This window comes from Phycobacter sedimenti (assembly GCF_038148855.1).
GTDB lineage: Bacteria > Pseudomonadota > Alphaproteobacteria > Rhodobacterales > Rhodobacteraceae > Phycobacter > Phycobacter sedimenti.
In genome coordinates, this window is record NZ_JBBVGR010000002.1 from 288,898 (window position 1) to 300,971 (window position 12,074).

General features: G+C 61.2%; 14 protein-coding genes. 13 read left to right on the forward strand and 1 reads right to left on the reverse strand.

The window, feature by feature from the left end; genetic code table 11:
* The first annotated feature begins 3 nt into the window (after positions 1-3).
* The 8 genes from AADA15_RS04450 to AADA15_RS04485 all read left to right on the forward strand — a co-directional run bounded on the left by AADA15_RS04450 (position 4) and on the right by AADA15_RS04485 (position 5,898).
* Positions 4-486 (forward strand): hypothetical protein, encoded by a 483-nt coding sequence (locus AADA15_RS04450; RefSeq protein ID WP_341640340.1) that lies wholly within the window; start codon positions 4-6, stop codon positions 484-486.
* Positions 483-836 carry a hypothetical protein gene (locus AADA15_RS04455; RefSeq protein ID WP_341640341.1) on the forward strand — a complete coding sequence of 118 codons (354 nt, stop codon included), beginning with the start codon at positions 483-485 and terminating at the stop codon, positions 834-836. Before AADA15_RS04450 ends, AADA15_RS04455 begins: the two co-directional genes overlap by 4 nt.
* A 319-nt stretch (positions 837-1,155) precedes the next feature.
* Positions 1,156-1,518 (forward strand): DUF6497 family protein, encoded by a 363-nt coding sequence (locus tag AADA15_RS04460; protein ID WP_341640342.1) that lies wholly within the window; start codon positions 1,156-1,158, stop codon positions 1,516-1,518.
* A gap of 214 nt (positions 1,519-1,732) precedes the next feature.
* Complete coding sequence (locus tag AADA15_RS04465) at positions 1,733-1,873, forward strand: hypothetical protein (protein ID WP_341640343.1); 141 nt, start codon at positions 1,733-1,735, stop codon at positions 1,871-1,873.
* A gap of 69 nt (positions 1,874-1,942) precedes the next feature.
* On the forward strand, positions 1,943-2,299 hold the full coding sequence (locus AADA15_RS04470; RefSeq protein ID WP_341640344.1) for a hypothetical protein: 357 nt from the start codon (positions 1,943-1,945) through the stop codon (positions 2,297-2,299).
* Positions 2,300-2,738: 439 nt separating this feature from the next.
* Positions 2,739-2,942, forward strand: coding sequence for a hypothetical protein (locus tag AADA15_RS04475; RefSeq protein WP_341640345.1), 204 nt, complete (start codon positions 2,739-2,741; stop codon positions 2,940-2,942).
* A 152-nt stretch (positions 2,943-3,094) separates the two neighbouring features.
* Positions 3,095-5,140, forward strand: coding sequence for an acetyl-CoA carboxylase biotin carboxylase subunit (locus AADA15_RS04480; RefSeq protein ID WP_341640346.1), 2,046 nt, complete (start codon positions 3,095-3,097; stop codon positions 5,138-5,140).
* 257 nt (positions 5,141-5,397) lie between these two features.
* A complete protein-coding gene (locus AADA15_RS04485; protein ID WP_341640347.1) occupies positions 5,398-5,898 on the forward strand; it encodes a hypothetical protein in 501 nt (166 codons plus the stop codon).
* 4 nt (positions 5,899-5,902) lie between these two features.
* Here AADA15_RS04485 and AADA15_RS04490 read toward each other — a convergent pair whose 3' ends face one another.
* Positions 5,903-6,346 carry a DUF4174 domain-containing protein gene (locus AADA15_RS04490; RefSeq protein WP_341640348.1) on the reverse strand — a complete coding sequence of 148 codons (444 nt, stop codon included), beginning with the start codon at positions 6,344-6,346 and terminating at the stop codon, positions 5,903-5,905.
* 179 nt (positions 6,347-6,525) lie between these two features.
* Here AADA15_RS04490 and AADA15_RS04495 point away from each other — a divergent pair, with 179 nt between their 5' ends.
* The 5 genes from AADA15_RS04495 to AADA15_RS04515 all read left to right on the forward strand — a co-directional run bounded on the left by AADA15_RS04495 (position 6,526) and on the right by AADA15_RS04515 (position 12,050).
* Entirely contained in the window at positions 6,526-7,464 is a 939-nt protein-coding gene (locus tag AADA15_RS04495) for a hypothetical protein (protein WP_341640349.1), read from the forward strand.
* Positions 7,430-9,556, forward strand: coding sequence for a methylmalonyl-CoA mutase (scpA, locus tag AADA15_RS04500; protein ID WP_341640350.1), 2,127 nt, complete (start codon positions 7,430-7,432; stop codon positions 9,554-9,556). The genes AADA15_RS04495 and scpA overlap by 35 nt, the downstream gene beginning before the upstream one ends.
* Positions 9,557-9,707: 151 nt before the next feature.
* A complete protein-coding gene (locus AADA15_RS04505) occupies positions 9,708-10,310 on the forward strand; it encodes a VOC family protein (protein WP_341640576.1) in 603 nt (200 codons plus the stop codon).
* A 65-nt stretch (positions 10,311-10,375) separates the two neighbouring features.
* Entirely contained in the window at positions 10,376-11,074 is a 699-nt protein-coding gene (locus AADA15_RS04510) for a TerB family tellurite resistance protein (protein ID WP_341640351.1), read from the forward strand.
* The gene (locus AADA15_RS04515) at positions 11,055-12,050 is read left to right on the forward strand and encodes an endonuclease/exonuclease/phosphatase family protein (protein WP_341640352.1); all 996 of its coding nucleotides are present in this window, start codon (positions 11,055-11,057) and stop codon (positions 12,048-12,050) included. Before AADA15_RS04510 ends, AADA15_RS04515 begins: the two co-directional genes overlap by 20 nt.
* Positions 12,051-12,074: the final 24 nt, after the last annotated feature.

Genomic DNA, 12,074 nt, shown 5'->3' on the forward strand with positions numbered 1-12,074 from the left:
ACAATGGAACGTGACGATACCAACTATTTGGAGGCTATGTCCGAGGTCTCGGATCAATCCAAAGCTTCTATTGGCATTTCCTCTGTGCCGCTGGGGATAATCTTGGTTCAGCTGAGGTACCTAGCGAACGTTGATACTACTTGGATCAAGGTTCTTGCCACTGGTGGTGTCGTCACGCTTTTTATCGCAACCGTTCTGGCGTGGATGATGGCCGTGACGATCCAGTCCACCTACGCGATGGAGCTGTACCGAAGGGACGGAAAAGAGTCGGTCAAAGGCAGTGACTATGCGAAATGGATTTTGTCATTGGCAAAAGACCCAGCTGCATACACTGAGCACTATGCCTTGAGTGTAAGCAGAAAGTTAGTTGTGCCATTCTGGGTACTTTGTTCTATCGGCTACTTGTCCCTATTTGCGTTGGTGATCGCTATTATCTGGCAGTCGCCGACTGAAATAGCGGTTCCCTCAAGACTGGTAGCTGAATGACCGGCAACTCTTGGCATATCCTGCGCGAGGAGGGGGCTTTGACGCTGTGCCGTCAGTCTCCGCCCCGCTTTGATGTGGCGGCTGTCACGGAACTGCCCCTGGCAGATCCGCTGCGGCTGGCGCATCAGATCCGACAGGATGTCTGGCGGGCGCTTCAGAACGTGCGGGGATTCTCGCCGGTGGTGCGGGTGGCGCGGAACTCTGAAGGCCTCAGAGTAACGGCTGGCGGGCGCGTTCTGGGGCAGGTGTCTGCAGTTTTGGCTGGACGGATCGGTGACGTTCTTGCGGATCCAGCCAACCGGAGCCGCTGGTTGCGTCATGCGCGTCGGGGATATGAGGTCAAGCTGTGAAACCGTCAATTCGTGAAAATTCGTGCGGTAAGATACGCCAAAAGGTGAGTCCGCAATTCTCCCTATGCCCCTATGCGGGTGCGGTGTTCTCGCGCCGCCACGGAATGACGCGCGGAAATATCATTCTGCACAAAATTGTAACAGCATTTGACACGAAGGGCGAATCGGCTCCATGATCCGGGTCACCGGCATAAGGATAGCGCGCGCCGCGTGCGCAGCGCCTGCAGCCCCGGCAGGAGGAGCCCATCGTGCATGGGGTCGGGGCTGCGGTTATGCCGGACTCGCAGGCGGGGTTCTGCTGAGCCTCTTTTCTTCTGCGGTGGCAGCCGCAGCAGATGGTGCCGTCAAGCGCGTTTCCGTTCCCTCTGGCCAGCCGGTCACACTGAATGAAATCCTGCTGGACCACGAGCCAGGCGCGCCTTGGCTGCGGTTGCGCTTTGTTGCGCCGCAGATCGCCCGCAACGGCGGCGCCATCACCCACGATCAGGCCGCACAGGATATGGATCACCTGTGCAAGGATCTTGCCTTGCCGTACATCGAGGCTCAGTCCATCGCACCAGAGCGCATTGTCATATCCTTTGCTGACCGCGCCGTTCCTTTTGGCGCGCAGGACGCATCGGCCACGCAGTTTTTCGAGGTTTATCGCCCGTCAGATGAAACCTGCATCTGGGAGGGTTTCTGATGGTGCCACAAAATCTTGGGGCACCGGGTCAGCGGGCCTCTCAGCTTGCGGCTTTGCCGCCACATTGGGCGCAGGCGCTGTCTTTTCGATGTGAAACCCCTGGTTTGCCGGCTATGATTGCGACGGGTGGCGACAAAGCCGCCCGTTCATTGAGGTCGAGCCATGTCCAGATGCACTCTGGCCATGGTTTCAAGGCAAAAATCAGGAGACAGAAATGTCCAAGAGCATCAAGCTTTTCACGCTGGCAAGCTTGCTGGCGGCCGTCGCAGCCTGCGGCAGCAAAGAAGAAGAATTTGTCGTCGTCGAGCCCGAACCCATTTCGGTCGAGCCGACTTACAACGGCAAATACAAGTAACACCGACAGGGGTCCGGCCCTGTGGCCGGCCCCCGACGCCGTGCGCGGTGCCGGATCGGGGGCATCGTCATGTTGAAACACCGTGGCTTTCCGGGCCGTCTTCCGGGTACCGATTTCCAATTCATAATCCGTCGTCCAAATCCCAAAGGGGTCACGCCGATCACCCGGCGCGAACGCTACCGGGACCGCCGTGCACCGGACCGGCGCGCCGATGCGGCCTTCATGAAGGCCCTGTGGGAGCACTTTGGCGACCAGCCCTTCGAGCGTGGCAATCTGGATGCCGGACGCCTGAGCTGGCTGTTCGGGCGCGAAGTGGTCGCTGTGGACGAGGACTTCGATCCCGCCGACTATGAGGCCCTGCTGGTCATTGATGTTGATCTGGCGCGCCAGTCCTTTCCCGAAGCCTTTGAGGGCGAGGGATACTGATGCGCGGCGGTCGGCCTTATAACGCTTTGCTGCGCAGCCCCGCCGGTCCCGGGGGTCGGGCGAGCGTCGGCACGAATTTGCACAAGCAGAAGCCATTTCAGCGGGAAACTGCGCAGCGCAGCGGGGCAGGGGATGCCGGGCTTTCACGCCTCGTCGAAACCTGCCAACCTCTGATGGCGGCATGGGGCTCCTGTGCCGCTACGCATCTGTTCCAGTCCCTCGACTTGGAAGGGCAGGCCCGCGTCCCCATCCGCGGCCTGCCCGTTTTTTCGCGGCCGCGTGTCGCTGGGCGCGCATGGGCAGAACCCCGCCCGGCATTGGGAGAATTCCGGCGGTTTGTCGCCATATCTGCCTGCGATGATGCTGCCGTATTGTCGGGGGACCGTGTTCCGGCCATTTCTTCTTGCCAAGAACACCTGAGCAGAAAAGGAAATTGGCAATGCAGGCCAAACAAATCGCACTGGCCCTCGCACTTTGCGGCGGGCTCGCTGCCTGTGGGCAGACAACCGGCGAACAGGTCGTATATGGTGCCAGCGCAGGGGCGCTCGGCTCGCTCCTTCTGGACGGCAACCCTGTCACCGGCGCGGCTGTCGGCACCGCTGCAAACCTCATTTACTGCAAGGAAAACCCAGGCAAGTGCTGATAGCACTTCCGCTTTCCTTGCCCTGACATTCCGGCCTTCCGTGGCCGGTTCACCCACCATTCAGATGCCGTGCCCGGATATGTTCCGGGGGCGGCATCTTGCATTCCGGCCCCATGAAACACCGGGGCCCACAAGAGCACAAGGGACTGCCAATGTTTGAAAAGATCCTGATCGCCAACCGGGGCGAGATCGCCTGCCGTGTCATCAAGACCGCGCGCAAGATGGGCATCAAGACCGTTGCCATCTATTCCGATGCGGACAAGCAGGCGCTGCATGTCCAGATGGCGGACGAGGCCGTGCACATCGGCCCGCCGCCTGCCAACCAGTCCTATATCGTGATCGACAAGGTGATGGACGCGATCCGTCAAAGTGGCGCTCAGGCGGTGCATCCCGGGTATGGTTTCCTGTCGGAAAACGCCAAGTTCGCTGAGGCGCTGGCTGCCGAGGGCGTGGCCTTTGTCGGCCCCCCTGTCGGTGCCATCGAAAGCATGGGTGACAAGATCACCTCCAAGAAGATCGCACAGGAGGCCAACGTCAGCACCGTGCCCGGCTACATGGGCCTCATCGAAGACGCCGACGAGGCGGTGAAGATCTCCAATGACATCGGCTATCCCGTGATGATCAAGGCCTCCGCCGGCGGCGGCGGCAAGGGCATGCGGATTGCATGGAACGACGAAGAAGCCCGCGAAGGCTTCCAGTCTTCCAAGAACGAAGCAGCAAGCTCGTTCGGCGATGACCGGATCTTCATCGAGAAATTCGTGACCCAGCCCCGCCACATCGAAATTCAGGTCCTCTGCGACACCCACGGCAACGGCATTTATCTGGGTGAGCGGGAATGCTCGATCCAGCGGCGGAACCAGAAAGTGGTCGAAGAGGCGCCGTCGCCGTTTCTTGATGAGGCCACCCGCAAGGCGATGGGTGAGCAGGCCGTCGCCCTGGCCAAGGCGGTGGGCTATGCCTCTGCCGGTACGGTGGAGTTCATTGTCGATGGCGACAAGAACTTCTATTTCCTGGAAATGAACACCCGCCTGCAGGTGGAACACCCGGTGACCGAGCTGATCACTGGCGTTGACCTGGTGGAGCAGATGATCCGCGTTGCCGGTGGTGAGCCGCTGAGCATCACCCAGGACGACGTGAAACTCACTGGCTGGGCGATTGAAAACCGTCTTTACGCTGAAGATCCCTATCGGGGCTTCCTGCCGTCCATCGGCCGTCTGACCCGCTATCGCCCCCCGGCAGAGCAGGCCTCTGGTCCGCTGCTGGAGAACGGCAAATGGCAGGGCGATGCGCCTGAAGGCGCGGTTGCGGTGCGCAATGATACCGGCGTCTACGAGGGCGGCGAGATCTCGATGTACTACGACCCGATGATCGCCAAGCTCTGCACCTGGGCACCCACCCGCGATGCGGCGATTGCCGCCATGCGCGATGCGCTGGACGGGTTCGAGGTCGAGGGCATCGGTCACAACCTGCCGTTCCTGTCGGCGGTGATGGACCATCCCAAATTCGTCAGCGGCGACATGACCACCGCCTTTATTGCCGAGGAATATCCCGACGGCTTTGAGGGGGTTGAACTGCCCGAGGCCGAGCTGCGCCGTATCGCGGCAGCCACCGCAGCCATGCACCGGGTCGCCGAGATCCGCCGCACCCGCGTGTCGGGCCGCATGGACAACCATGAACGCAAAGTCGGCACCGATTGGGTCGTGACCCTGCAAGGCCAGTCCTTTGATGTGGTCATCGATGCGGATCATGACGGTTCTACCGTGCGTTTTGCCGATGGCGACCCAATCCGGGTGACATCTGACTGGACACCGGGCGATCAGCTGGCGCGCATCTCCACGGATGGCGACATGCTGGTTCTGAAGGTGGGCAAGATCTCGGGCGGTTTCCGCATTCGCAGCCGTGGCGCCGATCTGAAGGTGCACGTGCGCACGCCCCGTCAGGCCGAACTGGCCCGCAAGATGCCGGAAAAACTGCCGCCGGACACCTCGAAGCTGCTGCTTTGCCCGATGCCCGGCCTGATCGTGAAGGTCGATGTCGAAGTCGGTCAGGAAGTGCAGGAAGGTCAGGCCCTTTGCACCGTTGAGGCGATGAAGATGGAGAACATCCTGCGCGCCGAACGCAAGGGCGTCGTCTCCAAGATCAATGCCAGTGCTGGCGACAGCCTTGCGGTTGACGATGTGATAATGGAGTTCGAATAAGGTGTGCCATCGGGCAGTCCATTCACGGGCGCGCGCTGCTCCCGGTTTTGAACGAGACAGGGCTCGCCCTGTCGGCCGGGCTGCCCGTGGTCCTTTGTTTTTTGGCAAAACGCCGAAATGCACCAATTCTTCAGATCTCGGTGCCAAGCTGTTCCAGCGGGTGATCCGCGCCACTGGGCTGCATGCTGACCGCATCGCGGCCCGTCGGTGCAGTTGCCCCGGGTTCGAAAGGTATCAAGGGGTTCTGGAGGCGACGAATGCAGCGGTTCACTTTAGGTCTCATCGCCAGTCTCGTTTACCTGGCGGGCTGCGCGCTGGACAAGGAAGAAGAGGTGCGGGCGCATGTTTCGCCCTGGGTGCAACTGGGCGATACCTATTTCTTCGAATCCTCCTCAAGTTGTACGGCCGCGGTTTTCCATACGGAAAGCCCGCGTATCAGTTCTTTGGTGTCCAAAGCACGCTCGGTGTCGACGGGTATGAAGATGCTGTCAGAAGGCAAGCCTGTAGCCTTCGACGTGGGCGGCAAGACTCCGAACATGCTGACCGAGGATATCATGTCCCGCGATCTGCCGCAGGGAATCAGCGTTCTGAATTCGGGCCTTGCCGGGGCCAACTGCATGAGCGAACTGGTCAAAGGGATCTACTACCAGGCCATCATGAACCCCCAGTCGCGGCTGATTTTCGACCCCGACGGGGATGCGATGATCGTGGTGGACCGTCAGGCCGGGGCTCTGATTTACGTGCGTGGCAGCGGCTAGGGCCTCAGCTGCCGCGCCGCTCTTCCACTTCGCGCAGGCGGGACGGGAATTTGTCGATCGTGCGATTAAGCTCGCGCACGCTCCAGGGGTGCGGTTTGCGAAGCTTGACCCCACCGTCCTTGCCCACCAGTACCAGCATAAAGCCGCGCGGGCGCAGCGCCTTGCGCAGTTCGGACCGTTTTGAAGGATCGGTGTCGGTCAGCACGACCACATCCCGGTCCAAGAGATCTGCGGCCCCCTTTTCAAGTCGCTGCATCTGGTCCTGGAACCGCGGGTCCTCGGGACTGTCCGCAAAGACGACAACCGGCCGTTTGTGCCAGAGAAAGGCGTCGAGCGCACCGTCATACTCCGGCAGGACAAGCACCGGCGCGTCTGTTGCCGTAGTATCATCCGCCAGCGCCAACACCGGTAGAAAGGCTGCAAGAACAAGGGCTAGGATTGGTTTCATGGTCTCTCCTGTTGCCGGTAATATATGTCGCCCGCCCGTGAATGCGATGGGGGATTGCCGCACGAGGGAAAAAAATTCAACTCGCATTAACCGCTTTGAGAGGGGGGATGCCGCATGATGATGCCGTCTCCTACTGATCGTCCGCAAAAGCGGGCCCCGTCCAAAGGACAGGAAAAGCGATGCAAGTGATTGTTCATCTCGGCGCCCATCGGTGCGCCACCACCTCGTTTCAGGATTATTTGCGGTTCAATGCCCCTGCGCTGGCCGAACAGGGATTGGAGGTCTGGGGGCCGGATCGAACCCGACATGGGCTGTTTCACGGTATCCTGCCGACACCCTCTGCGACCCCTCAGGCCAAGGCGGCCAAACGTGCAAAGGGGCGGCTCCGGATGCGTCTGGACCAAAGCCGTGCAGCGGGTGTGCAGCAGCTTGTGATCAGCGACGAGAACATGATTGGCAGCCTGCGTGAAAACATCCGGCTGGCCGGATTGTATGATGGGATCGGCGAACGCCTTGCCCGGTTTCACGAAGCCTTTGACGGGGCGGTGTCGGTGCTGGCTGTGAACCTGCGCAGCCTTGAGAGTTACTGGACCTCGGCCCTGACCTATGCCGTGGCACGGGGGCATCCTGTGCCGACCACGGGTCTGCTTGACCGCCTGGCGGGTAGCCCACGCAGCTGGCGCGATGTACTGACGGATATCGCCTGCTCGATGCCCGATGTCGAGATCCGTGTCTTGCCGTTTGAAACCTTTGGCGGACGGCCAGAGGTTCAGTTGGAGCTGTTGACGGGCCTTGCGGGACCCCGTGAGAACGCTCGGATGCGCCATGCCGCCTCGCCCCGGCTGGAAGAACTGCGTGCGATGATGTCCACTTCGGCGGCTCGCGCCCTGCCGGACGGCGAAGGGCGCTGGCGCCCCTTTGACGAGGTGCAAACCGCAGCTTTGCGCGAACGCTATGCGGATGATCTGATGTGGCTGGCGGCAGGTGCCGATGGGCTGTCTCAGATCCGGCTTATGAATGACCCAGACAAACAGGCAGCGGGAGATAACCCGCTCCAGAACGACTTGACGAGAGGAAGACCCCATGACGAAGACAGACGATTGGCGGGCTCTGGCTGAAAAAGAGCTGCGCGGACGCCCGCTTGAAGATCTGACCTGGCAGACGCTCGAAGGTATCGAGGTCAAGCCGCTTTACACCGAAGACGACACCAAGGAGCTGCCCCATATGGGCGGCATGCCCGGCTTTGGCCCCTTCACCCGGGGCGTTAAGGCCACCATGTATGCGGGCCGCCCCTGGACGATCCGTCAGTACGCGGGGTTTTCCACGGCTGAAGAATCCAACGCCTTTTATCGCCGCAACCTCGCTGCCGGTCAGCAGGGCGTTTCGGTCGCCTTCGATCTGGCGACGCACCGTGGCTATGACAGCGACCATCCGCGCGTTGTGGGTGATGTGGGCAAGGCCGGTGTGGCCATCGACAGCGTCGAGGACATGAAAATCCTCTTTGACGGTATTCCGCTCGACAAGGTGTCGGTCTCGATGACCATGAACGGCGCGGTGATCCCGATCCTGGCCAACTTCATCGTTGCGGGAGAAGAACAGGGCCACGACAAGAGCCTGCTGGCGGGCACCATTCAGAACGACATTCTGAAAGAGTTCATGGTGCGCAACACCTATATCTATCCGCCTGAACCGTCTATGCGGATCATCTCGGACATCATCGAATACACCTCGAACGAGATGCCGAAATTCAACTCCATCTCGATCTCGGGCTACCACATGCAGGAGGCTGGCGCGAACCTCGTGCAGGAGCTGGCCTACACGCTGGCGGATGGCCGCGAATATGTGCGCGCCGCCATCGATGCGGGCATGGATGTGGACAAGTTCGCGGGCCGACTGTCCTTCTTCTTTGCCATCGGCATGAACTTCTTCATGGAGATCGCCAAGCTGCGCGCGGCGCGCACGCTCTGGCACCGGGTGATGACTGACTTTGACGCCAAGAATGACCGCTCCAAGATGCTGCGTACCCACTGCCAGACCTCGGGCGTGTCCCTGCAGGAGCAGGACCCCTACAACAACGTCATCCGTACAGCCTATGAAGCCATGTCGGCGGTTCTGGGCGGCACGCAGTCCCTGCACACAAACGCGCTGGACGAGGCGATTGCCCTGCCGACCGATTTTTCGGCGCGCATTGCGCGTAACACTCAGCTGGTCCTGCAGGAGGAAACCGGCGTCACGAATGTGGTCGATCCGCTCGCAGGCTCTTACTACGTCGAAAGCCTGACCAACGAGCTGATCGAGAAAGCCTGGGCCCTGATGGAAGAGGTCGAGGAGATGGGCGGTATGACCAAGGCCGTCGCTTCCGGGATGCCCAAGCTGCGCATTGAGGAGAGCGCCGCCCGTCGTCAGGCGATGATCGATCGCGGCGAAGAGGTGATCGTCGGCGTCAACAAGTACCGCAAAGACAAGGAAGACCCCATCGATATTCTGGATGTGGACAACGTCAAGGTCCGCGAGAGCCAGATTGCGCGGCTTGAGAAAATCCGCGCAGAACGGGACGATGCCGCCTGCACGGCAGCCCTTGATGAAGTGACCCGTGTGGCCAGGGAAGGCGGCAACCTTCTGGCCGCCGCCGTCGAAGCCGCCCGTGCCCGGGCCTCGGTAGGAGAGATCAGCATGGCGATGGAAAAGGAATTCGGCCGTCACTCGGCAGAGGTGAAAACCCTGGCGGGCGTCTATGGCGCCGCCTATGAGGGGGATGAAGGCTTTGCCGCGATCCAGAAATCGATCGAGGATTTCGCCGCCGAAGAGGGTCGCCGTCCGCGTCTTCTGGTGGTGAAGATGGGGCAGGACGGTCACGACCGCGGTGCAAAGGTGATTGCCACCGCGTTTGCTGACATCGGTTTTGACGTGGACGTCGGCCCCCTGTTCCAAACCCCGGATGAGGCCGCGCAGGATGCCATCGACAACGATGTGCACGTGGTCGGGATTTCAAGCCAGGCAGCCGGTCACAAGACCTTGGCGCCGCAGCTGGTGCAGGCGCTGAAGGATCAGGGCGCCGAGGATATCATCGTAATCTGCGGCGGCGTTATTCCGCAGCAGGATTACCAGTTCCTCTATGACAATGGCGTCAAGGCGATCTTTGGCCCCGGCACCAACATCCCCGAGGCGGCACAGGACATCCTGAACCTCATCCGCGACGCCCGCAGCTGATTGGCTCGGCAATCGCCACTCGGTCTGCCCGGCGCCATCTTGGCGCCGGGTTTCCTGTTTTCGAAATGCCATATTATGGAGTGGCTTTAACGTTGTGAGCCCTGGATTTCCCGCTAATGTGCGCCAAAAGCAAAAGGAGGGACCGCGAATGATGGAACTGGATCACATCGCCGTTGCGGGTGAAACGCTGGAAGAGGCCACCGAATACGTGGAGACGGCCCTTGGCGTTCCTTTGCAGGCGGGCGGGCAGCATCAGGTCTTTGGCACTCACAATCGCCTTCTGGGGCTGGCGGATGGCCTGTATCTTGAGGCCATCGCCATAGACCCAGCCGCAACGCCGGAACGCAGCCCGCGCTGGTTCGATCTGGACAGTTTCTCCGGCACGCCGCGCCTGACGAACTGGATCTGCCGCGCAACCGGTCTGCCTGCGCTGCTGGACCGGCTCCCCGATGGCGCCGGGACACCCGTGTCGCTGACGCGCGGCGATCTGGTCTGGGACATGGCAGTGCCTGCGGATGGCAAGCTGCCCTTTGATAATGTCTTTCCCGCCCTCATCGAATGGCACAGCGATCATCCCGCACCCCGGCTTGAGCAGCAAGGCTGCGCGCTGCGCCGCCTCGTGATCACTCATCCGGATGCGGCAGACCTGGAAGAGCTGTTGCCGCTCAAGGACGGGCGCCTGGTGTTCGAAACCGGGCCTGCCGCGATGGAGGCCGAATTCGACACGCCCCATGGCACCCGCGTGCTGCGCTGAGAAAATTCCGGGCATTTGCGTGCTGCGGCCCTGACAGGGGCGCAAAAGGTCAGTAAGGTTACCGCATGTCGTTGTGGAGCCGCATATCCGAAGCGCTGGGCGCGCTTGCCAAGGGGGAAAGCCTTGCGCATGTCTTTGACAAACTCAGGGCACCGCCCGAGCGCACCGTGGGTTTTGCCATCGCGGTGATCGCCCTTGGCGCCAAGATGGCCAAGGCAGATGGGCAGGTGACGCGGGACGAGGTCGCCGCCTTTCGCGAGGTCTTCCAGATTGCACGCGCGGATGAAGCGGGCGCCGCGCGGGTCTTCAACATGGCGCGGACCGATGTGGCAGGCTACCAGGACTATGCCGCCCGCATTCAACGCATGTTTTCAAACGATCCGGCGACACTGTGCGACCTGATGGAAGGCCTCTTTCATATCGCCATGGCCGATGGGTTCTATCATCCCGGCGAGAATGAGTTTCTCGAAGAGGTCAGCCGCATTTTCGGCCAAACCTCTCAGCAGTTCACGGCTCTGCGCGCCCGTTTTGTAACGGACGCGCCGAAAGACCCTTACGCGGTCTTGGGGGTTGCTCCGGATATGCCGCTGGAGGAAATACGCAAGCACTGGCGGCGCCTGGTGCGGGAAACCCACCCCGATGCCATGATGGCACGCGGCGTGCCCGAAGAGGCGGTGCGCCTTGCCGAAAAGCGGATGATCGATATCAACCGGGCCTGGGACGAGATCAATGGATGTGGGGCCCATGCGGCTGGTCACCTATAACATCGAGTGGTTTTCCCACCTGTTTGACAAGGATGACCGGCTAATGCTGGACAACAAGCCCTCGGGGCGGCACGGCGTGGACCGCTACACCCAGGGGGTTTCGCTGGCGCATGTGTTTCAGACACTTGATGCGGATGCGGTGATGGTCATCGAGGCACCCAACACGGGGCGGCGTCAGCGAACCGTGCGCGCGCTTGGCGCCTTTGCCGCGGAGGCGGGTCTGCGCACCAGCGAGGTGGTCAGCGGCTTTGCCACCGACACGCATCAGGAGATTGCCCTGATGTATGATCCGTCCGTCCTCAGTGCCGAGCATGACCCCCGAACCAGCCCCGAAGCGCCGCGATTTGATGGCCGGTTCGAGCTTGATCTCGATATCGACACGGTGCCCGAACAGGTGCGCTTCTCAAAGCCGCCGCTTGAATTGAAAGTGGTGACCAGGGGCGGAACGCCCCTTCGGATCATCGGTGCGCATCTGAAATCCAAGGCGCCCTACGGGGTCGAGGGACATGATGCGATCATTCAGCGGGCGATTCAGAACCGCCGCACCCAGCTGGCGCAGGCGATCTGGCTGCGACGCCGTATCAGTGATCACATGACGGTTGGCGAGGATGTGATCCTGCTGGGAGATTTGAACGACGGTCCCGGCCTTGATGAATATGAACGTCTTTTTGGTCAGTCCTCGGTCGAGATCATCATGGGGCATGACCTTCGTGATCCGCATGCGCAGATCCTGAGCCAGCCGCGCCCTGGCAGCCCGCCCAGCACGGCGCGGTTCTATGACGAGGAAAAGAAGCGATACTTCAGGGCCTGCCTGGACTATGTGATGATCTCGAAGGGGCTGGAGCGCCGCGCCCCCCGTTGGCGGATCTGGCACCCCTTCGAGGATGCGGCCTGCTATGCCGACGAGGTGCTGCGCGAGGCGCTCCTGATGGCGTCGGACCATTTTCCCGTCAGCCTCGATCTCGATCTGACTTAAAACCGCCACGCATCCTGCCTATAT